This window comes from Marinobacter sediminum (genome assembly GCF_023657445.1).
Classification (GTDB): Bacteria; Pseudomonadota; Gammaproteobacteria; order Pseudomonadales; family Oleiphilaceae; genus Marinobacter; species Marinobacter sediminum_A.
Map to the genome: position 1 here is coordinate 2,489,024 of NZ_JAGTWY010000001.1, position 20,194 is coordinate 2,509,217.

At 57.0% G+C, this 20,194-nt stretch carries 20 protein-coding genes; 15 read left to right on the plus strand and 5 right to left on the minus strand.

Translation table 11 applies throughout. The features are described 5' to 3' along the window. The first annotated feature begins 176 nt into the window (after positions 1–176). Positions 177–1,538, plus strand: coding sequence for an MFS transporter (locus tag KFJ24_RS11845; protein WP_250831297.1), 1,362 nt, complete (start codon positions 177–179; stop codon positions 1,536–1,538). Positions 1,539–1,635: 97 nt separating this feature from the next. After that, entirely contained in the window at positions 1,636–2,094 is a 459-nt protein-coding gene (locus KFJ24_RS11850; protein WP_250831298.1) for an EVE domain-containing protein, read from the plus strand. Here the strand turns inward: KFJ24_RS11850 and KFJ24_RS11855 are convergent. Next, on the minus strand, positions 2,091–3,476 hold the full coding sequence (locus tag KFJ24_RS11855) for a hypothetical protein (RefSeq protein WP_250831299.1): 1,386 nt from the start codon (positions 3,474–3,476) through the stop codon (positions 2,091–2,093). The two genes, KFJ24_RS11850 and KFJ24_RS11855, sit on opposite strands and share 4 nt — an antisense overlap. Before the next feature lie 220 nt (positions 3,477–3,696). On the opposite strand from KFJ24_RS11855, the gene KFJ24_RS11860 reads away from it, so the two are divergent. Next, the gene (locus KFJ24_RS11860; protein WP_250831300.1) at positions 3,697–4,515 is read left to right on the plus strand and encodes an ion transporter; all 819 of its coding nucleotides are present in this window, start codon (positions 3,697–3,699) and stop codon (positions 4,513–4,515) included. A 3-nt stretch (positions 4,516–4,518) separates the two neighbouring features. Here KFJ24_RS11860 and KFJ24_RS11865 read toward each other — a convergent pair whose 3' ends face one another. Beyond that, entirely contained in the window at positions 4,519–4,896 is a 378-nt protein-coding gene (locus KFJ24_RS11865; protein ID WP_250831301.1) for a SirB2 family protein, read from the minus strand. A 128-nt stretch (positions 4,897–5,024) separates the two neighbouring features. On the opposite strand from KFJ24_RS11865, the gene KFJ24_RS11870 reads away from it, so the two are divergent. The 3 genes from KFJ24_RS11870 (at position 5,025) to fabB (ending at position 8,052) form a co-directional block, all read left to right on the plus strand. Next, positions 5,025–6,209, plus strand: coding sequence for an NnrS family protein (locus tag KFJ24_RS11870; protein WP_250831302.1), 1,185 nt, complete (start codon positions 5,025–5,027; stop codon positions 6,207–6,209). Positions 6,210–6,319: 110 nt separating this feature from the next. After that, complete coding sequence (gene fabA / locus KFJ24_RS11875; protein WP_250831303.1) at positions 6,320–6,829, plus strand: bifunctional 3-hydroxydecanoyl-ACP dehydratase/trans-2-decenoyl-ACP isomerase; 510 nt, start codon at positions 6,320–6,322, stop codon at positions 6,827–6,829. Positions 6,830–6,840: 11 nt separating this feature from the next. Next, the gene (gene fabB / locus KFJ24_RS11880; protein WP_250831304.1) at positions 6,841–8,052 is read left to right on the plus strand and encodes a beta-ketoacyl-ACP synthase I; all 1,212 of its coding nucleotides are present in this window, start codon (positions 6,841–6,843) and stop codon (positions 8,050–8,052) included. On the opposite strand, the gene KFJ24_RS11885 is transcribed toward fabB, so the two are convergent. Next, a complete protein-coding gene (locus KFJ24_RS11885) occupies positions 8,039–8,395 on the minus strand; it encodes a helix-turn-helix transcriptional regulator (protein WP_250831305.1) in 357 nt (118 codons plus the stop codon). The two genes, fabB and KFJ24_RS11885, sit on opposite strands and share 14 nt — an antisense overlap. 193 nt (positions 8,396–8,588) lie before the next feature. Here KFJ24_RS11885 and yegQ point away from each other — a divergent pair, with 193 nt between their 5' ends. The 8 genes from yegQ (at position 8,589) to KFJ24_RS11925 (ending at position 16,710) form a co-directional block, all read left to right on the plus strand. Beyond that, the gene (gene yegQ / locus KFJ24_RS11890; protein ID WP_250831306.1) at positions 8,589–9,908 is read left to right on the plus strand and encodes a tRNA 5-hydroxyuridine modification protein YegQ; all 1,320 of its coding nucleotides are present in this window, start codon (positions 8,589–8,591) and stop codon (positions 9,906–9,908) included. A gap of 529 nt (positions 9,909–10,437) precedes the next feature. After that, positions 10,438–11,886: a Fe-S cluster assembly protein SufB gene (gene sufB, locus KFJ24_RS11895; protein ID WP_250831307.1), complete on the plus strand. Its 1,449-nt coding sequence runs from the start codon at positions 10,438–10,440 to the stop codon at positions 11,884–11,886. A 65-nt stretch (positions 11,887–11,951) separates the two neighbouring features. Further along, on the plus strand, positions 11,952–12,725 hold the full coding sequence (gene sufC / locus KFJ24_RS11900; RefSeq protein ID WP_250831308.1) for a Fe-S cluster assembly ATPase SufC: 774 nt from the start codon (positions 11,952–11,954) through the stop codon (positions 12,723–12,725). 12 nt (positions 12,726–12,737) lie between these two features. After that, the gene (gene sufD / locus KFJ24_RS11905; RefSeq protein WP_250831309.1) at positions 12,738–14,024 is read left to right on the plus strand and encodes a Fe-S cluster assembly protein SufD; all 1,287 of its coding nucleotides are present in this window, start codon (positions 12,738–12,740) and stop codon (positions 14,022–14,024) included. Positions 14,025–14,030: 6 nt separating this feature from the next. Then, positions 14,031–15,284: an aminotransferase class V-fold PLP-dependent enzyme gene (locus KFJ24_RS11910; protein ID WP_250831310.1), complete on the plus strand. Its 1,254-nt coding sequence runs from the start codon at positions 14,031–14,033 to the stop codon at positions 15,282–15,284. 13 nt (positions 15,285–15,297) lie between these two features. Then, positions 15,298–15,651, plus strand: a complete 354-nt coding sequence (locus tag KFJ24_RS11915; protein WP_250831311.1) for a HesB/IscA family protein — start codon at positions 15,298–15,300, stop codon at positions 15,649–15,651. 58 nt (positions 15,652–15,709) lie between these two features. Beyond that, on the plus strand, positions 15,710–16,252 hold the full coding sequence (gene sufT / locus KFJ24_RS11920) for a putative Fe-S cluster assembly protein SufT (RefSeq protein WP_250831312.1): 543 nt from the start codon (positions 15,710–15,712) through the stop codon (positions 16,250–16,252). Continuing rightward, the gene (locus KFJ24_RS11925) at positions 16,252–16,710 is read left to right on the plus strand and encodes a SufE family protein (protein WP_250831313.1); all 459 of its coding nucleotides are present in this window, start codon (positions 16,252–16,254) and stop codon (positions 16,708–16,710) included. The genes sufT and KFJ24_RS11925 overlap by 1 nt, the downstream gene beginning before the upstream one ends. A gap of 33 nt (positions 16,711–16,743) precedes the next feature. On the opposite strand, the gene KFJ24_RS11930 is transcribed toward KFJ24_RS11925, so the two are convergent. Continuing rightward, a complete protein-coding gene (locus tag KFJ24_RS11930; protein ID WP_250831314.1) occupies positions 16,744–17,955 on the minus strand; it encodes a flagellar assembly protein T N-terminal domain-containing protein in 1,212 nt (403 codons plus the stop codon). A 40-nt stretch (positions 17,956–17,995) separates the two neighbouring features. Then, positions 17,996–18,544: an LPP20 family lipoprotein gene (locus KFJ24_RS11935; RefSeq protein ID WP_250831316.1), complete on the minus strand. Its 549-nt coding sequence runs from the start codon at positions 18,542–18,544 to the stop codon at positions 17,996–17,998. Positions 18,545–18,799: 255 nt separating this feature from the next. Between KFJ24_RS11935 and traF the strand changes: the two genes are divergently transcribed. Further along, a complete protein-coding gene (gene traF / locus KFJ24_RS11940) occupies positions 18,800–20,125 on the plus strand; it encodes a conjugal transfer protein TraF (protein ID WP_250831317.1) in 1,326 nt (441 codons plus the stop codon). Positions 20,126–20,194 lie beyond the last annotated feature (69 nt).

Here is a 20,194-nt window from a genome sequence, read left to right on the forward strand (position 1 = left end):
CGTATATCAACCGCCAGGCCGCGTACCCCACCAGAGAAATCAAGGACCTATCCCCTTCGCCGAAAAAACATCGGTTTTTCTACCACCTGACCACCCTGCCGTAGGTACCTCCAATGCCCCGCATGAAAAGACCCTGATTTTGTTATGGTTTAAGAAGTTTGAAAGGAGAGAAAGCGATGACCGCCACAGCATCAAAACCGGAGCAGTATCGAGCTCTCGGCTTATCAACATTCGCGTTCACACTGTGTTTCGCTGTCTGGACCATTTTCTCGATTATCGGCATCCGTCTCGCCGAAGATCTCGGGTTGTCCGACACCCAACTGGGCCTGCTCATGGCAACGCCCATCCTCACTGGCTCCATCAGCCGACTTTTCCTGGGTATCTGGACGGATCGCTACGGCGGACGCTGGGTATTCGGGATTCTCATGCTCACCACGGCAGCCTGCGTCTACCTGCTGACGTTCGCCACCACCTACCTGATGTTGCTGGTCGGCGCCCTGGGGGTAGGCCTCGCGGGTGGGTCCTTCATCGTTGGTGTCGCATACACCGCGGCCTGGTTTGAGCCCTCACGCCAGGGTACCGCCCTGGGTATTTTTGGTGCCGGCAACGTAGGCGCAGCCGTCACCAACTTCGGTGCACCTTTCCTGCTGGTTGCTTTTGGCTGGGAAAGCACGGCGCTGATCTACGCCACCGTGCTTGCTGTCATGGGCGTGGTCTTCCTGATCCTCGCCAAAGAAGATCCCCTGGCGGCGGAACGGAGAAAAGAACAATCCAAATCGTTCCTCGAGCAAATGGAGCCGCTGAGAGAACTTCGAGTTTGGCGCTTTGCGCTGTATTATTTCTTTGTTTTCGGGGCGTTCGTGGCACTGGCACTCTGGCTGCCGCACTTCCTGATCGGGGTCTATGGCCTGGATATCAAAACTGCCGGCCTTATCGCGGCGCTGTACACTATCCCCGCCTCCCTGTTCCGCATTCTCGGTGGCTGGCTGTCCGATCGTTTTGGCGCACGCCGGGTAATGTACTGGACCTTCGGTGCATCCACCCTTGCGACCTTTCTCCTGAGCTACCCGCCTACCGACTACGTGATCCAGGGTATTGATGGCGACATCAGCTTTACCCTGGAGGTGGGCCTGCCAGCCTTTATCCTCCTGATTTTCACCCTCGGTTTTTTCATGTCACTGGGCAAGGCGGCAGTCTACAAGCACATTCCGGTTTACTACCCAAAACATGTCGGCGCGGTTGGCGGCGTTGTCGGCATGATTGGTGGGCTCGGCGGCTTCATCCTGCCGCTAACCTTTGGCATTCTGAACGACCTGACGGGCATATGGCAGAGCTGCTTCATGCTGATGTTCGGTATCGTGGCGGCGGCACTGATCTGGATGCATTACGCAATCCGCACGGCTGAGCGGGAGGAGTGGGGCGCCCATGTGGAGCGCACAGACCTGCCGGAACTGGCCACCCCGCACCTGTTCTACCCGTTAAACCGCCCTCACCGGCCGCAGCCACCCACCTCCATGCCCCCTGGAGTGAAGCACTGATCCGCCTGTGTCACCGCGAGCCTTGCTTGCTCAAGCCCCCGGATTCCGGGGGCTTTTTTATGGGGTATACTTGCGGGATTAATCGAGTGAGGAATCCATGGCTAAGTGGCTGGTCAAGACAGAGCCTTCCGAGTGCGGCATTGATGACTTTGCTAACGCACCCGAAACCCCCATTCCCTGGGACGGCGTGCGTAACTACCAGGCAAGAAATTTCCTCCGGGAAATGACCGAAGGCGATGAGGTTTTTGTCTACCATTCAAGCTGCAAACACATTGGCATCGCGGGTGTGGTGGAGGTGGTTCGGGGCCCCTATCCAGACCCGACCCAGTTCGATCCGGAGTCGCCTTACTACGACAACAAAAGCTCAGCGGAAAAGCCGCGCTGGCAAGCGACCGATATGAGGTATGTCTGCACACTGCCGCGGCTGATTCCACTTGATGAACTGAAATCACTGACGGGCCTGGCCGAACTGCCCCTGGTGAAGAAGGGCAGCCGGCTCTCTGTAATGCCGGTCAGTGAGGAGGAATGGCAGCTTATCCGGGGACTGACCGGCTAGCCCTGGCCAACAGTGACCGCCTCTTCGTCCCGCTCATCATGGGGAATCGGATCCGGGCTCTTATCCCAGCCAACCAGGACCAGTGTCGCCACCACACCGATTAACAACCCCATCCAGGGTTCAAAGAACGCCAGCGACGCCCCGATCAGAACTACCGTTCCCCGTGACGCATTGTCCCTCGGGATAGCCATCGCAATATAGGCACAGGCAAAACCGGTCAGTACCAGGGTGAGCGACAAAGCCACGCCCAACAGGGGCTTGAGCCCCGTGAGCAGCGGCAACAGGAAGAAGATGAAGGGCAATCCCATCAGATAGTAGGAGGCCAGCCCGCTGTGCAGGCTGCCCATCGCCTTGGGTCCCTGTTTCCAGCGCTGAACCACAATGACGTGCACGCCGGTCCACACAGCCCCCTGGGTGGGGAAGAATGGCGCCACAAGCCCCATGATGGCGTTGCGGATTGCCAGTGAGAAATGGGTACGGTTGAGATTGATGTCGACGTGTTCGTCCCTGCGAGCTTTCAGGCCGTCCCGCAACACCTCGTTGCCGGTAACCAAGTCGCCAAACAGTATGATGTAGGCAATCAGCGCCAGCGGAATGCTCTGGATAATCATCTCCTGGGATGGCCAGCCATTTACCAGCGGCGATGCTTTTGCCAGAGCGTCACCCAGGGGCGGCACCAGCAGGCCCCACTGAATATCGAAGCTCACCTCTCCCACCAGCGGTCCGACAATCGCCGCTGCCAGAAAGCCTGGCAACAGCCCCAGCGCCCCCAGCATGAAAAAAAAGCGGTTCCGCTCTTTCAGTTTTTGCATCGGAACCGAGAACGTGAAGATCAGGCAAATGGCACAGGCAAGTCCAGTGGCAATGGGCTGCTCAAGAAGAAAGCGTTCGGCATCGTCGACAAACACCCGCTTGAGCGCGGCTATGGAGGCGCCGAGAATGATGCCCGCCTTGAGGGTATCCGGTAGCCAGATAACGAAACGCCGGCCCAAGCCGGTGATGCCGAGAAACAGAACAAGCCCTGCGAACACGAGGCTCAGGGCCGTCATCGCCTGAAACCGGCTGACCGGATCCTCGTAGCCACCGATCACGAACGCGAGAATCAGTGGTAATGCTGGCGTGATCCATCCGCCCGCGTAGGGCTCACCAAAGACAACGACAGCCGATGCAATCAATGAGGCATGAATCATCGATAGCGCAACCGCTTCCTCAAAACTCAGGCCGAAGAACGCGGTCATTACCGGAATGAGAGCCAGGCCTGTCGCTGCAGAGACAAAGAGCCCCTGCAAAAACTCGGGCCAGCACAGCCGCGTATGGTAAAAGGGCAGTCGGAACGTGAACGGCCCCCAGCGCCAACCGGGCAACTCAGGTCTTTCTGACATGGGAATTCACTCGCTTTTGGTTTTTTTGTTTGTGACTTGATTATGGAAAGCCTTCCCACATAGCACGAATGAATATTTCTGATCATCTCCCATAAACAGGGCTTATCACTTTCTGCCACGGCCCCGTCGACGCTGACTGACCGGAATTCAGGCTATCCAATCCAGTCGCAGCCCTTTAGAATTCAGCCTTTCCGTGAATCATCTGGAGTCGATGTCTGTCATGTCGTCAATAACCCCCACCTCAGGCTTCGAGCAACTACGCCGCATTGAGTCCAGCAAGATTTTTCAGGGTGTGGTTATCGTCATCATCATCCTGTCGGCAATGACCATTGGCGCCAAGACCTATGACTTGCCACCCTTCGTGGAACAGGGCCTCACGATTATGGACAACGCCATTACGGTGTTCTTCCTGATCGAAATCCTGTTCAGATTTACCGCCTGCCCGGTCAAACGGCGTTTCCTGCTGGACGGCTGGAACCTGTTCGACACACTGGTGGTCATTGGCAGCCTGATCCCGCTGGATAACTCCGAAGCCGTCCTCCTCGGTCGCCTGCTCAGGGTATTCCGGGTATTGCGACTGGTGTCCGTGGTGCCGGAACTCCGCTTCCTGATCAATTCCCTGCTCAAGGCCATTCCAAGAATGGGCTACATCGCCGTGCTGATGTTCATCATCTTTTACATCTATGCGGCAATGGGCGCGATGTTCTTTGCCGAGGTGGACGAGGATTTATGGGGCGACGTGGCAATTGCGATGCTTACCCTGTTCCGGGTGGCCACCTTCGAGGACTGGACCGATGTGATGTATGCCACCATGGAGCAGTACCCGCTCAGCTGGGTGTATTACCTTACCTTTATCTTCCTGACGGCGTTCGTGTTCCTGAATATGATGATTGGCGCAATTCTGGAGGTAATGAGTGAGGAGCAGAATGCCCAGCAGGCGCAAAAGGCCCACGACGAACGCGATGAAATCGCCCGGCAGCTCCAGTCGGTACAAGTCCAGCTAAAAGAGCTGACCCGGCAGATATCGGAAAAAGGCTGAGCCTCAGCCCAAGACCGGCTTGGTCAGCGCCAGATGGAAAATCGCCGCCACCTGCACCAGTGCCAGAATGGCCGCAGCCACTCGGGCACGCGCGCTGAGAGTGGCTTTAAGGGCAAACACTCCGGCAAAAATATAGCCGATCAACAGGATGATCTTGGCAGTGAGCCAGCCATGAACAAAGGGCATCCAGGGCGTTACAACCACAAGCCCGATGGCCGCTGCCAGCAGGAGGGTGTCGTTGGCGTGAGGAATCCAGCGCAGTGGCGTCTCGCGCCATCCGGGCCTGCCGACCAGGTCCATCAGTAAACGGACGGCAAACAGGATGACCGTAATGAACGCTGTGGTCACGTGCAGGTGCTTCAGGATCAGATACGCACTCACATCAGGCTTCCTTTCAAATCAATATAATAGCCGCATTGTACGCAAAGATACCCGGTAGGGGGTATGTTCATTCCGGGCAGAACCCTATAACATTTATATCATATATATGTATTTATGGGAGCCCAACCATGACGGCAATTCCGACCTCAGGCGCGATGGCACCCGCCAGTATCCGCCAGCTCTTCAGCTACCCGTTCCGGATATTTTTCCTCTCCATGAGCATTCTGGCCCTGCTGGTCATACCGGCCTGGGTGCTGCAGGTGACTGGCGTGATCAATCTGCCGCTGGCCCTGCCCGGCCTCTTCTGGCACCAGCACGAGATGCTTTTCGGCTTCCTGTCCGCCGCCATCGCCGGCTTCCTGCTTACCGCCGTTTGCACCTGGACTCAGACTTCTCGTACCCACGGCAGCAGACTCGTCGCCTTGTGGGGAGTCTGGCTTGCAGGCCGGGTATTGCTGGCTTTCGGCGGGGGCCTGCCCGACTGGCTGGTCCATATCGTGAATCTGGCGTTCCTGCCCCTGGTCATGCTCGATGCGGGCTGGCGCATCTGGCATGCGAGACAAAAACGTCAGCTGTTGATCATGGTGGTTCTCGGGCTGTTGTGGCTGATGCAGGTCGGCTTCGTACTCAAGTTGGAAATGACCTACAGCTACGGCGCCCTGATTATGGCCATGGCGCTGATCAGTATTATCGGCGGGCGTATCACACCGGCATTTTCCACGGGCTGGATGCGCCAGCAAGGCCTTGACCCGTCCACGGTCAGAGTCGTGCCTGCCCTTGACCTGACGTCGCTGGCTTGCATGATTCTGCTGATGCTGTCGCTGGTCATGGGCTGGCAAACCGCGAGCGGGGTGCTGGCCATTGCCGCGGCAATCCTGGTGTCAGTCCGGCTTGCAGGCTGGAAGGGCTGGCACACACGCAGGGAGCCGTTGCTTTGGATCCTGCACCTGTCCATTCTCTGGATTCCGGTCGCCCTGGTGCTGCTGGCGGGAACCCTGCTCGCGGATTGGCCATCCAACGCCTGGAGCCACGCTGCCGGTGCCGGCGCGATCAGCTGTCTTATTCTGGGTGTGATGGCCCGGGTATCCCTCGGCCACAGCGGCCGCCCCCTGATCCTGCCCCGCGGCATGGTAATGGCGTTCGTAGCTATTCACCTGGCCGCTGCAATCCGTGTGCTGACGGCCCTTACTGTCATCCCCTGGCACCCGGGCATTGGCATCAGCACCGCGTTATGGCTGCTGGCTTTCGGAATGTTCCTGGCGCGTTACACCGTGATCCTGGCGTCACCGAGGCCAGACGGAAAGGAGGGCTAGACCGGAAAAGGTCTTTGATTAACGTCAATCATCCACTAAAGGTCAATAGATCATTGCCAAATACGCGCTAAAGTATGAGGAAATCATTTTGTAACAGAGATACTGGCACTATGAACCCGGATCATTTTGATAAAGAAGACCTGATCAAATGTGGCCACGGCACGCTCTTCCCTGGCTCCATGCGCCTGCCCATTGATGAGATGCTGATGTTCGACCGAGTCATTCATATAGCCGACGACGACGGCCTGTATGGCAAGGGCAGTATCGTGGCAGAACTCGACATCAACCCGGACCTCTGGTTTTTCAAGGTCCACTTTGTTGATGATCCCGTTATGCCGGGTTGCCTGGGACTGGACGCCTTGTGGCAGCTGGTCGGCTTCTTTCTCGCCTGGGGGGGCGGTGAAGGCAAGGGCCGCGCACTGGGTTCCGGTGAAGTGAAATTTACCGGTCAGGTGTTGCCCACCGCCAAAAAGGTAACCTATCGCCTGGACCTCAAACGCGTGATCAGGCGCAAGCTGACCATGGCAATTGCAGATGGCCGAATGGAAGTGGACGGCCGGGAAATATACACCGCCAAGGACCTCCGGGTTGGCATGTTCACCTCCACCGATGATTTTTAGGAGTTAACAAGATGCGTCGTGTTGTAATCACCGGTATGGGCATTGTTTCCAGCCTTGGTACCAACCAGAAGGAAGTCACCCAGTCCCTCAAGGAATCCACGCCCGGTATCGGATTCAGTGAAGAGGCACGGGACAATGGATTGCGCAGCCATGTCTGCGGCCAGATTGACCTGAACCTGCCCGACCTTATTGATCGGAAACTCTGGCGATTCATGTGCCCTGCTTCCGGTTATACCTATCTGGCTACTCGTGAGGCCATCGAGCAATCAGGCCTCACTGATGAGCACATTCGGGCGAACTCCACCGGCGCCATCTTTGGCACGGGCGGTGCGTCAACGGTCGAACTGCTTGATGCCATTGACACCCATCGTGCAAAAGGCATTCGCCGGGTAGGCCCTTATCGCGTTCCCCGCACAATGGGCAGCGCCATCAATGCCTCAATCGCAACCGCCTTCGGCATTACCGGCGTGAACTACGGAATTACATCGGCCTGTGCCACCAGCGCCCACGCCATCGGTCACGCAGCAGACCTGATCGCCCTCGGCCGCCAGGACGTCATGCTTGCCGGCGGCGGCGAGGACATCCACTGGACACTGAGCCTGCTGTTTGACGCCATGGGCGCCTTGTCCACCAAATACAACGACACACCCGAAACCGCATCCCGCACCTACGATGGCACCCGCGATGGTTTTGTGATTTCCGGTGGTGGTGGAACACTGGTTCTGGAAGCCCTGGAGCACGCGGAAGCGAGGGGCGCAACCATTCTCGGTGAGTTGGTCGGCTTCGGCGCAACATCCGACGGCGCGGACATGGTTGCCCCGAGCGGTGAAGGTGCCATCCGCTGTATGCAGCAGGCAATGAAAAACGTTGAGGGTGACATCAGTTACGTCAACACCCACGGTACCAGCACACCGGCCGGGGATGTGACCGAACTGAAAGCACTGAAGGAAACCTTTGGGGATAACATCCCGCCCCTGAGCTCAACCAAACCTCTGTGCGGACACGCCCTGGGTGCCGCTGGCGTGCACGAAGCCATCTACAGTCTGATTATGCAGCAGGAAGGCTTTATTGCTCCGTCAGCCAACATCCAGACGCTGGACGAGGAGGCCGAGGGCTATCCGATCGTGCGCGAGCGCATGGATAACCAGAGCCTGGACCTGGTGATGAGCAACAGTTTTGGCTTTGGTGGAACCAATGCCACGCTGATCTTCAAGAAAGTCTGATTGAGCGATACTCAGCCGGAGAAGTGCCCATCCAGCGCTTGAAAGCCCGGCTGAACGCGCTCAGCTCCGAGAACCCAAGCTGCTCGGCAATTTCCACCAGCGGCTTGGTTTTATCCTGCATGTAAGTCAGCGCCTGCTTACGCCGGACATCCTCTAAAAGCCTGGCAAACGTCAAGCCTTCCCGCTTTAATTTCTTATGCAGAGTGTAGCGGCTCATATGCAGCTGCGACGCCACAACTTCCACCCCTACCTTGCCCCGTGCGAGCTGAATACTGATCAGCGAACTTACGCGTGCACTCAGCGAAACACGAGTCACCTCCGGCCTCAGAGGCTCTGATGCCATGCCAAATTCCTCCTCTTATGTCTGCCTGATCCACAAGCTATATTGTCCAGCGTACACATGTTAGCTGAAAACAATCAATAAGACCTTGCGCAGGATCAAGGGAAACTCTGTCGGATTCCGGCAAAATGCCCGACTTTTCCAGGTGGCGAATGTCACGCCGCCAGAAAGACCGCACAAATTCCCTGGAGCCACCATGAAAACCCCGGAATTGCTCGCGCCCGCAGGCACCCCCGAACATCTTGAAACCGCGTTCGCCTATGGTGCGGATGCTGTCTATGCAGGCCAGCCCCGCTACTCCCTGAGAGTAAGGAATAACAGTTTCAAAGACATTGCCGCCCTGGGCGCAGGCATCGAAAGAGCCCATGAACTGGGCAAGCAATTCTACCTTGTATCAAACATAGCACCTCACAACAGCAAGGTACGCACATACCTGAAAGATCTGGAGCCAGTGCTGAAACTGAAACCGGATGCCCTGATCATGTCGGACCCGGGCCTGATCATGCTGGTCCGCGAAAGATGGCCGGACCAGCCGATCCATCTTTCTGTTCAGGCCAACGCCGTTAACTGGGCGACCGTTGAGTTCTGGAGGCGGCAAGGCATCAGCCGCGTCATTCTCTCCCGCGAGCTGGCGCTCAACGAGATCCGGGAAATCCGGGAGCGAGTCCCGGAGATGGAACTGGAAGTATTCGTGCACGGCGCCCTTTGCATGGCCTATTCCGGGCGCTGCCTGCTTTCCGGTTACATGAACCATCGTGACGCCAACCAGGGCGCCTGCACCAACGCTTGCCGCTGGAATTACAAGGAAGTACAGCACAGCCATGACCAGACCGGAGACCTGATCGCAACGTCTGCCAACAGCGCAGTGCAGGAGGTTGAGCCCCGGGAAATCCTGCTGGAGGAACCCAATCGTCCCGGCGGCTTTATCCCCGCCTACGAGGATGAACACGGCACCTACATCATGAATTCCAAAGACCTCCGCGCCGTTCAGCATGTAGCGGAACTTGTGAAAATGGGCATCCACTCCCTGAAGATCGAAGGCCGGACCAAAAGCACCTATTACGTGGCCCGCACCACTCAGGTCTATCGCCGAGCCATCGACGAAGCGGTAAACGGCAAGCCATTCGATATGAACCTGATGAACGAACTCGAGGCTCTGTCGAACCGCGGCTACACCGAAGGCTTCCTGCGCCGTCACCTGCCCCGGGAATACCAGACCTACGAGCAGGGTTCCTCATATCTGGGAACGCAACAGGTTGTTGGCGCCATCACGGGTGACGACGGCCAGTGGCTGACTGTTGAGGTGAAAAACAAGTTTGCGATCGGGGACCAGCTGGAACTCATTACCCCTGCGGGCAATCGCCGGTTTGCGACAGATGCCATGGAAAAAATCAACGGCGGCAAACTGGACTATGCACCAGGCAGTGGTTACACCGTCCGCATTCCACGGCCCGATGGCACGCCCCTGCGACTGGACCACAGCTACCTGACCAGAATCCTTCCAACGGAGACCTGATTTGTGCGCCTGACCTTTTGCTGGCGCAGCCCTGAGCAGACTGCCGGCAACTGCGACCATGGCGATTCAATTCCTCTCGGCGGGGTAAAAATGGCCGGAAGCTGGCCGGTGTAAGTTATCCCGCTGATATGGATAATTTTTATCAAACCATCATCGAGTAACCGCCAGAAACCCTGCGAATAGCAACTAGTCTAAACCAGGCTAAGGCTATCGACCCGATACCCCCTGCCTTGGTGCCCAGCGCCTTGATTACGGTATAATCATCCCACGCTCAATTTAATACCTGACTATTTTACTCTGGTATTGTATAATCGCTCGCCAGAAGCAACGGGTTTGGTCGGTTTTTCCGTTCACAAACAACACACGGCCAGCACAACCCGTCATCCAAAAACTGATTGCAGGGCGTACTCATTGAACGAGCGACCACTGCAACACCAAAACTGATGACATCCGATCGACAGCCCGCCTATAAGGCTGCCGGCGACACCAAGGGCGAAAGCCCGCGATGAGAGAATACGGAGCGACGATCATGGCGACCACCGACACCGAGGTGAACGAGCTGATCAAACGGGAATACGAGTACGGATTTGTAACAGACATTGAATCCGATACGTTCGAACCCGGCCTTAATGAAGACGTTATCGCCCGCCTATCCGGCCTCAAAAAGGAGCCGGAGTGGATGCTGGAATGGCGTCTGAAAGCCTACCGTCGCTGGCTCGAGATGGATGAGCCGGACTGGGCCCATGTGGGCTACCCGAAAATTGATTACAACTCGATTTCGTATTATTCCGCGCCCAAGCGCCCCGAAGACATGCCCCAGAGCCTGGATGAAGTCGATCCTGAGCTGCTGAAGACCTACGAAAAGCTGGGCATTCCCCTGCACGAACGCGAGAAGCTTGCGGGAGTTGCCGTCGACGCGGTATTCGATTCCGTTTCGGTTGCGACCACGTTCAAAGAGCCGCTGGCCAAAGCTGGCGTGATCTTCTGTTCCATCTCCGAAGCGATTCAGGACTACCCGGAACTCGTGAAAAAATACCTGGGCTCCGTGGTCCCGGCTGGTGACAACTTCTTTGCCGGTCTGAACTCGGCAGTCTTCTCCGACGGCACCTTCGTTTACGTGCCAAAAGGCGTGCGCTGCCCGATGGAGCTATCCACCTATTTCCGCATCAACGCGGCCAATACAGGCCAGTTTGAGCGCACCCTGATCATTGCCGAGGACAGCAGCTACGTCAGTTACCTTGAAGGCTGCACCGCACCCATGCGGGACGAGAACCAGCTCCACGCGGCCGTGGTTGAGCTGGTGGCACTGGACGATGCCCAGATCAAATACTCTACGGTTCAGAACTGGTACCCGGGTGACGAAGAAGGCAAAGGCGGCATCTTCAACTTCGTTACCAAACGAGGCGCCTGCATCGGCAAGAACTCCAAGATCTCCTGGACCCAGGTCGAGACCGGCTCTGCGGTGACCTGGAAATACCCGAGCTGTGTGCTGCGTGGCGAGAACAGCGTCGGCGAATTCTACTCCGTGGCGCTGACCAATAACTACCAGCAGGCCGACACCGGCACCAAGATGATTCATCTGGGCAAGAACACGTCCAGCACCATCATCTCCAAGGGCATCTCTGCCGGCAAAAGCTCGAATGCCTATCGCGGCCTGGTCAAGTTTGGTCCCGGGGCGGAAGGTGCGCGTAACTTTACCCAGTGTGACTCGCTGTTGATCGGCGATCGCTGTGGCGCTCACACCTTCCCGTACATCGAAAGCAAGAACAAGTCCGCCATCGTCGAGCACGAGGCCACGACATCCAAGGTCAGCGATGAACAGATGTTCCTCTGCCGCCAGCGTGGCATCGAACCGGAGCAGGCTGTTTCCATGATCGTGAATGGCTTCTGTAAAGAGGTGTTCAAGGAACTCCCGATGGAGTTCGCAGTGGAAGCCGGCAAGCTGCTTGAGGTGAGCCTGGAAGGCTCCGTCGGTTAATAGCCGCCCACGCTCACTGGCCAACAAACGAATTCATAGAGATTAACGAAGAGAGAACGCGACAAATGCTGAGCATCAAGAATCTGCACGCATCCGTTGAAGGCAAGGAAATCCTCAAGGGCATTAACCTGGAAATCAAGGCCGGGGAAGTCCACGCCATTATGGGGCCGAACGGCTCGGGCAAGAGTACCCTGTCTCAGGTGCTGGCAGGCAATGAAGCATTTGAAGTCACCGAGGGTGAAGTCACGCTCAACGGTGACAACCTGCTTGAAAAGGAAACTGAAGAACGTGCCCGTGAGGGTATCTTCCTGGCCTTTCAGTATCCGGTGGAGATTCCGGGTGTCAGCAACCTGCAATTCCTGCGCACCGCGGTAAATGCCATGCGAACGCATAGAGGCGAGCCGGAAATGAACGCCGCCGAATTTATGAAGCTGGCAAAGGAAGTGTCCAAACAGGTGGACCTGGATCCGGCCTTCCTCAAGCGCGGTGTGAACGAAGGTTTCTCCGGCGGTGAAAAAAAGCGTAACGAAATCATGCAGGCGTTGCTGCTGCAGCCGAAGCTGGCGATTCTGGATGAGACCGACTCCGGTCTGGATATCGATGCGCTCAAGGTCGTTTCCGACGGTGTTAATGCCCTGCGTTCCGAAGACCGCGCCATTCTGATGGTTACTCACTACCAGCGTCTGCTCAACCACATCGTGCCGGATTACGTTCACGTACTGGCAGGTGGCAGGATCATCAAGTCCGGCGGCCGTGAGCTCGCCCTGGAACTGGAAGAACGCGGCTACGGCTGGCTGGGCATCAAGGAAGAAGACACTGCCGATAGTTCAGTCAACTAAGGAGCTTGCGGAATGAAACCAGCACCCACTCTTTCTACCGCGTTCCTGCACCCGGCCGGACAGTCCCTGCCGGAGCCACTGCTGGCCTTGCGCAAGCAACGTGGCACTGCACTGGTAGACATGCCGCTACCAACGCGGAAAACGGAAAACTGGAAGTACTCCAGCAAGTACCTGAAACTGACAGATGACATGGCCATCTCACTGCCGGCGGAAGGCAAGGCTGGTAGCAGTCTGGCAGTGCCCGGTTACAAAGTGGTTTTCATGAACGGCGTGATGATGCCGGAAGCCAGTGAGTATCCGGATATGGACGGCATCACCATTCAGAGTTTTGGCGATCTCAGCGATAGCGAGGCCGCCGAACTGGCAGATCGTCTGGACAACACCCTGGACAACAAAGGCGTACAGATGGCTCGCCTGAATTCAGCGCGTTTCGAGGATGGCCTGCTGATTCGACTGAAGCCGGATGCCGTTCTCGACCAGCCGCTCTTTATCGTGCACGAAGTGACCGCAGACGCCAGTGGTTCTGCCTTCCCGCGAATTTTCGTGGATGCCGGCCGTAACAGCCAGCTCACCATGGCGGAGGAGTACATTTCCAGCGGCTCAGAAGCGGTAATGGTCAATACCGTCACAGAGTTCAATCTTGCCGAGGGCGCCAACATCACCAGCATTCGCCTGAACATGGAAGGCGAAAATGTTCAGCACATTGGTGCCACCGGTGTCCGCCAGCAACGCAGCTCCCGATTTGAGAGCCATTGCGTCGGCTTTGGCGGACCACTGCGCCGCCACGATTTGCAGGTTCGCCTGGAAGGTGAAGGGGCTGAATGCAAGCTCAATGGTGTCGTTGTCACCCAGGACAAGCAGCACTATGACAACCACACCAATATTGAGCATGTAGCGGCCCACTGCAACAGTGAAGAAAACTACCGCAACATCGCGGCAGATCAGTCTCACGCGGTCTTTAACGGTCGCATTCATATCCACCAGGACGCCCAGAAGTCCAACGCGGCTATGAATAACAAGAACCTGCTACTGTCCAACGGTGCGGAAATCGATACCAAGCCGGAGCTGGAAATCTACGCGGACGATGTAAAGTGTGCCCATGGTGCCACCATCGGCCAGCTGGACGAGGCCTCCCTGTTCTACCTGGTATCCCGAGGTATCGGTCGGCGCCAGGCCAACGTTTTGCTAACCATGGCGTTTATCAATGAGCTGGTAGAGCAGATCCCGGTGGCAGCGGTTCGTGAGACCGCTCAAACCCGGTTGAACCAGTTCTTCGACCAGACGTTCGAGGAGGCGTAACCCGTTATGACGGACTTGTCTGTGGCAAATACAGCCCATAAACAGGCGTTTGACGTAGACGCCATCCGCCGTGACTTTCCCATCCTGTCGCAGCAGGTGAACGGAAAGCCGCTGGTGTACCTGGATAATGGCGCTTCGGCCCAGAAGCCGGTCGCCGTGCTGGACGCCATGGACCGTTATTACCGGGAAATGCACTCCAACGTGCACCGGGGGGCCCACACGCTCGGGGACCGCGCCACCGCCGCATTCGAAGGTGCCCGCGAGACCGTCCGTAATTTCCTGAACGCTGAGAGCACCCGGGAGATCATCTGGACCCGAGGCACCACCGAAGCCATCAACGTGGTAGCCAATGGCCTGGCGCCTCGCCTGGAACCGGGTGATGAGATCCTGGTCAGCCACATGGAGCACCACGCCAACATCGTGCCCTGGCAGATGGTTGCCGAGCGCACCGGGGCAAAGGTCGTCCCTGTTCAGGTAACCCCCGAGGGTGAGCTGGACCTGGAATCTTTCAACAGCCTGCTTAACGATCGCACCCGGATTTTCGCCATCACCCACGTATCCAACGTTCTCGGTACGGTTAACCCGGTTAAAGAATTGATTGAGCAGGCCAGGGCCCGCGGCATTCTCACCCTGGTCGATGGTGCCCAGGCCGTGCCCCACTATCAGCCGGACGTGCAGGCGCTGGGCTGTGACTTTTATGTGTTCTCTTCCCACAAACTGTTCGGACCTACCGGCATTGGCGTACTCTACGGTAAGGCCCGGTTGCTGGAGGAAATGCCTCCGTACCAGGGTGGCGGAGAGATGATCGAGCGGGTGTCCTTTGAGCGGACCACCTGGAATACGCTCCCCTACAAGTTTGAGGCGGGTACGCCGGCCATTGCGGAAGCAGTCGGCCTTGGCGCCGCCATTGATTATCTGAACAGCCTGGACCGGCGCGCAATGGAGGCTGCGGAAAAATCCTTGCTTGAGCGCGCGAACCAGCTGGTGGAAACCGTGCCGGGCATGGAAGTCATTGGCACTGCCAAACAGAAAGTACCGGTATTGTCCTTTAAAATCGCCGGGCTGCACCCCAGTGATATAGGCACGCTGCTGGATCAGCAGGGTATCGCTATCCGCACCGGCCACCATTGCGCCATGCCGCTGATGGACTTCTACGGAGTTCCCGGTACTGCCCGGGCCTCATTCGCGTTCTACAATACACTGGACGAGGTGGAAAAACTTTTTACCGCCCTGCAGAAAGTCCAGCGTCTGTTTGCCTGATGGAGGTGGAATCATGACAGCCGAAATCTTCACCCCGACCGTTGCCGTCACCATGACGCCGAGCGCGGTCAAGCACGTGCGCAAACAACTGGAGAAAAAGCCGGAGGCCAAAGGCATCCGGCTGGCCATCAAGAAAAGTGGCTGCTCCGGCTTCAAGTATGAAACCCAGTGGGTCAACGAAGTCGCGGCAGACGACAAGGTTTTCAACATTGATGGTGTCGATGTGTTTGTGAGAGAGGAGCACCTGCCGCTGGTAAACGGGATCGAGATCGATTTCGTGACCGAAGGGGTGAACTCCATGTTTCAGTTCCGCAACCCGAATGCCACCGCCGAGTGCGGCTGCGGAGAAAGTTTCACCGTTGCCTGAGCCACGCTGAGTCGCGGATTTCAGGCAGACAACAGATAACAGCGAGGCCAGTTTGGGCATGCAAGAACGGGAAGTGGTCCTGACCAAACGCGAGGTGGAAGCCCGCCTTGTTCCCGCCGGAACCGAAATCATGATTCCGTCGGATACCTTTGTGACCATTACGCAATCACTCGGCGGCACCTTTACCGTGGCGGTCAACGGCAATCTTGCCCGCATTGAAGGCCATGACGCCGATGCCCTCGGAAAGCAACCGCTGGAGAGCAGTTTCGAGACGCCGGAAGACGGCACCGTTAACGAAAACCAGGTCTGGGAAGCGCTCCGCAACTGCTACGACCCTGAGATTCCGGTTAACGTGGTGGATCTTGGACTCATTTACGAGTGCAAGATCGAAAACGGTTCCGAACAGGGTAACCACGTTTACATCAAGATGACGCTTACCGCCGCTGGCTGCGGCATGGGGCCGGTGATCTGTGAGGATGTCCAGCACAAGGTTGAACATGTTCCCAATGTCGATAAGGTGACCGTAGACCTTACCTTTGATCCTCCGTGGAGCAATGACATGCTGACGGACGAAGCCAAGCTAGAACTGGGAATGCTGTAATGACTGCAAGTGAACAGGATTTTCTGAACAACCCTCTGGGCACTGAAACCACCCTTGATGACGTTACAGACGCGTTCGAATTCCTGGATGACTGGGAAGAGCGTTATGCCTACATCATTGATCTCGGCAAGCAACTACCGGCGTTTCCGGAAGAGGCTCGGGTGGAAGAGAACTATGTCCACGGCTGCCAGAGCCAGGTCTGGCTGATCCATCATTACGATGAAGCCAGTGGCAAGCTCTACCTGCTGATCGACTCGGATGCCATGATCGTTCGCGGCCTGGCCGCCATCATCCTCGTGGCACTGAACGGAAAGACCCCCAGAGAGCTGCTGACAACCGATATTGATGAGCTTTTTGAGAGCCTCGACCTGTTCCGCCACATCTCCCCTACCCGCGGTAACGGTCTGCGGGCTATGGTTGGCAAGATTCGGGATATCGCGGCCGCCGAAGCGGCCTGACCCGCCAGCCCCTCAGATCAAGCGGGATGAGCATTACCAGATGATGGCAATGTCGTCCCGCTGAATATTCACCTGCCCACCAATCTGCGGCATGCGCCCATTGCTGAAATCCGGATGAACATTGTTGAGGGTGACCGTTAAACGGGCGTTATTGAGCTCCGGTGTATTGCCCGGGGAATCGAGATACCGCGCGCTTCGATAGAGGTGCAGCTCGTCGCCGGGACGAAGACCGGCCGTTGCCCCGGACTCAAGGGTGACGTCATGACCATCGACTCTCGCTATCCGGGTCATGAAAGGCTGGCAGGCCAGTGCGTCAGTCACCGACCGGGCCATATTTCCGATAACCTCCCCCACCGCTTGTCCGTATGCGGTTTTCTGAAAGCCGGCTGAGCCGAATCCGGTCGAGGCACCGGGCCCTGCATCCCACTCGGCCGAGGCCACAAACCGCTGCTGATACACCGGTGAACCACTGAACCCATCGAAAATCATGAGATCCACAGCAAAGCGACGACCCTGATCCACGGCACCGATGCTACGCTGAAACTTGTCCAGAACCGACGAACCCCAGGCTGAAGGGTCAGCAACGCCAAGGTCACGGATCACCCCCGTCACAACAAACTGCACCCCCATTTCCCGGGCCAGTTGCAGCACATTGGTCAGACGGTTGTCGCCCTTCTGTACTGTCGGGGCATTCAGCAGATCATCAAACATCCGCGACGTGGTCGCGCCGAATACCTGAAGCAGGCCTGCGCGACGCAATTGCGCCTGCAACTGCTGCGGCAAGATTTCGCCGGCATCATCAATGCGCCCGACTCGGGCCTGATCGGGATAAAGCACGGGAAAACCCGTAATCGCCACACGTTTCTTCAGTCTGGCTGCGTCGCCCGCACTGCAACTGCCCTGCCCTTCGGACATCTCGGCCCGGACGATGACTCTCAACAGGTTGCCACTCCGGTACTCATCGACGATGCGGGCATTCTTTGCCTGTGCACTGGACGCGACCTGCATCCGCGATTCCGTAAGCACACCATTTTCCATGGTATCCCGGGTGCTGACCTGCGCCTCATACTGCAGCGCAAGATCGCGGAACGCCGCTTTGCGCGCTTCCGCCCGAGCCGCGTCCAGGTCACCATTATGAATGTTCGCGTGCCCCACACCTTCCAGAACGATGGCCTGAACACTGCTGCTAGCCAGCAGGAAAACGGCCAGAATGGAACCCAGTAACCCCACGGAGAAAAACCTCATTGGAACCTTATCCTGATCATTCATTTTTCCCGTTACTCAATCAGTCCAGATAATACAGTGAATCCACGCCCCTGCTCTGGACATCACCAATACTGTCATTATCGCGGGGCATCGGAATCGGACAGAGGTCCTGAACCTGGTCATCGGCAACCTTTGAGACACAAGCACGGAACCGGGGCTCAAGCTTCAGTTCCATGACGGTCTCGACCACACCATCGCTGTGCTCGTTAACAGCCACCATCTTGGCACCTCGAATGTAGCTGTCGACGTAGGTTCGGAACGTATCGTTACGCAAGACAAAGTCATTAACCGTAGAGCTCCCGTAAATCACGGTACCGTAGACACGCTCTGCAAGATTACGGTATGCGTCCAGCTGGGATGCCCGCCTCGCCAGGAGCCGTTTACGCGTGTTGAGCCGATCCTTTGACGCATCCTCATAGGTGCCAAATCCACTGACACGAACGGTGATCGGTTCCATCCCGGTTTGGCGCTGATCCTCTTTCGTATCGCTGTCCCGGTAGCTGCCGACTGGCGCGCACGCAGACACCATCAGGGCCAGAAAGGGGACAAGTATCCAGCGAAGGGTCATTTTTTTATCTCCGAAAACGTCATTTGGCAATTACCATGAAAAATTCACGCCAATTATTATAACCCTCTGATATCTAAATAGAGCCCTCCAAAAAGCGGGCTATCCGCATCCCCGAGCGGCAAAAATCTGCCTCGGTTTACACATCAAAAACAAACCGTTACCGCTTACGTCATGAGCACGGGCCCGCTCTACTCTAAGCTCGTCACTTCGGAATCGTCTATTTACACCTTTACTCGTCAAGAAACAGGATTCTTCATGAATGGTAACCGCCTGACCAGACTGTCTCTGGCCATAGGCCTGTCAGTTGCGTCTGCTTCCGCACTGGCAAGTCCCGAGCAGTTTATGTCCTCACGTTCGTTTGCCATGGGTGGCACCGGCGTTGCCACCGGTCAACCGGCCGATGCCGCTGCTACCAACCCCGCTCTGATGGCGGGCGACCACCACGACTGGTCTGACGATTTCGGCCTGATGCTGCCTTCTTTCAACGTGCGGGCAGCGGATGAACAAGAGACCGTGGACCAGATTGACGGTATTCAGGATGTCATCAGTGAGTTCAACCAGCTTGTCACCGACCTGCAGAATGCACCGTCACAACCGGGCGCTGACGCACTCGCAACATCAGCCGCCGACTTTCGTGACCGGCTGGTGAATTTTGACCAGGACACCGTACGCGCTAACGTGGGGCTGGGCCTGGCAATGGTGTTTCCCGGCAATGCGATCTCTGTGGGTGTGTTTGCCAACGGAAACATGACGGCGACGGTGCGTGGCGAACTTTCTAATAATGACCGCACCCTGCTAGACGACATTGTCAGTGCTGCCAATACCGGCACAGTAAGTGACGTTGAAACAGTCATCGATAACGCACCGGTTGATCAGGATGGCAATATTCAGTTCGATTCCAGAGGCCGGGTTCTGGCTTCTTCGGTCGGGGAAGTCGGCATCAGTTTCGCTCGCGCCTTCGAACTGGCCAACGGCAACAGTTTCCAGCTTGGCCTGTCTCCCAAATACGTTGAACTTCGAACCTTTCAGTACACCGAATCGGTATCGGGTTTCGACGACAACAACTTCGACGGAGACCAGTACCAGACGGACAAGAGCGGCTTCAACCTGGACCTTGGTGCGGGCTATTCGTTCGGCGAAGAGAATCAATGGAATGTCGGTCTTGCGGTAAAGAACCTGATTCCCATGGAACTGGATTCCAGGGTTAGCCCCGACCCGCTCAAACAGGAAGAGTTGCGCACACTGGAACTCGACCCCATGGTCACCGCAGGCATTGCCCACAAGAGCCAGTACCAGGTTATCACCGCTGAGATTGACCTCACCAGGAAGGAAGCCTTTGGTTACGAGGACGACACGCAGTGGGCGGCCCTGGGCGCTGAATTCGACGCATGGCATTATGCCCAGCTGCGGGTTGGTGTGCGGCACAACCTCGCCAGCAACGAGAACAACAGCGGCATTGAAGAGGAAACCCAGTTCACGGCGGGTCTCGGCCTGAACCTGCTGGGCGTGCGCATGGATCTGGGCGCCCTCTACAGTGATGCCGACGTAGGTGCAGCCCTGGAGTTCGGCACCGCCTTCTGATCCGTGGATCACCGTCTGACAGGCCCGCCCGGTGATTCCCGGCCGGGCCTTTTTCGATTCAGAGGTGCT

What these genes read in the sequence shown, in the direction of transcription:
- KFJ24_RS11855 (WP_250831299.1), bottom strand. Translation starts at nt 3,476, where the DNA reads ATGTCAGAAAGACCTGAGTTGCCCGGTTGGCGCTGGGGGCCGTTCACG.
- KFJ24_RS11860 (WP_250831300.1), top strand. Translation starts at nt 3,697, where the DNA reads ATGTCGTCAATAACCCCCACCTCAGGCTTCGAGCAACTACGCCGCATT.
- KFJ24_RS11850 (WP_250831298.1), top strand. Translation starts at nt 1,636, where the DNA reads ATGGCTAAGTGGCTGGTCAAGACAGAGCCTTCCGAGTGCGGCATTGAT.
- sufC (WP_250831308.1), top strand. Translation starts at nt 11,952, where the DNA reads ATGCTGAGCATCAAGAATCTGCACGCATCCGTTGAAGGCAAGGAAATC.
- sufT (WP_250831312.1), top strand. Translation starts at nt 15,710, where the DNA reads ATGCAAGAACGGGAAGTGGTCCTGACCAAACGCGAGGTGGAAGCCCGC.
- KFJ24_RS11935 (WP_250831316.1), bottom strand. Translation starts at nt 18,544, where the DNA reads ATGACCCTTCGCTGGATACTTGTCCCCTTTCTGGCCCTGATGGTGTCT.
- KFJ24_RS11845 (WP_250831297.1), top strand. Translation starts at nt 177, where the DNA reads ATGACCGCCACAGCATCAAAACCGGAGCAGTATCGAGCTCTCGGCTTA.
- sufB (WP_250831307.1), top strand. Translation starts at nt 10,438, where the DNA reads ATGGCGACCACCGACACCGAGGTGAACGAGCTGATCAAACGGGAATAC.
- KFJ24_RS11910 (WP_250831310.1), top strand. Translation starts at nt 14,031, where the DNA reads ATGACGGACTTGTCTGTGGCAAATACAGCCCATAAACAGGCGTTTGAC.
- yegQ (WP_250831306.1), top strand. Translation starts at nt 8,589, where the DNA reads ATGAAAACCCCGGAATTGCTCGCGCCCGCAGGCACCCCCGAACATCTT.
- KFJ24_RS11925 (WP_250831313.1), top strand. Translation starts at nt 16,252, where the DNA reads ATGACTGCAAGTGAACAGGATTTTCTGAACAACCCTCTGGGCACTGAA.
- fabA (WP_250831303.1), top strand. Translation starts at nt 6,320, where the DNA reads ATGAACCCGGATCATTTTGATAAAGAAGACCTGATCAAATGTGGCCAC.
- KFJ24_RS11885 (WP_250831305.1), bottom strand. Translation starts at nt 8,395, where the DNA reads ATGGCATCAGAGCCTCTGAGGCCGGAGGTGACTCGTGTTTCGCTGAGT.
- sufD (WP_250831309.1), top strand. Translation starts at nt 12,738, where the DNA reads ATGAAACCAGCACCCACTCTTTCTACCGCGTTCCTGCACCCGGCCGGA.
- KFJ24_RS11870 (WP_250831302.1), top strand. Translation starts at nt 5,025, where the DNA reads ATGACGGCAATTCCGACCTCAGGCGCGATGGCACCCGCCAGTATCCGC.
- KFJ24_RS11915 (WP_250831311.1), top strand. Translation starts at nt 15,298, where the DNA reads ATGACAGCCGAAATCTTCACCCCGACCGTTGCCGTCACCATGACGCCG.
- traF (WP_250831317.1), top strand. Translation starts at nt 18,800, where the DNA reads ATGAATGGTAACCGCCTGACCAGACTGTCTCTGGCCATAGGCCTGTCA.
- KFJ24_RS11930 (WP_250831314.1), bottom strand. Translation starts at nt 17,955, where the DNA reads ATGAGGTTTTTCTCCGTGGGGTTACTGGGTTCCATTCTGGCCGTTTTC.
- fabB (WP_250831304.1), top strand. Translation starts at nt 6,841, where the DNA reads ATGCGTCGTGTTGTAATCACCGGTATGGGCATTGTTTCCAGCCTTGGT.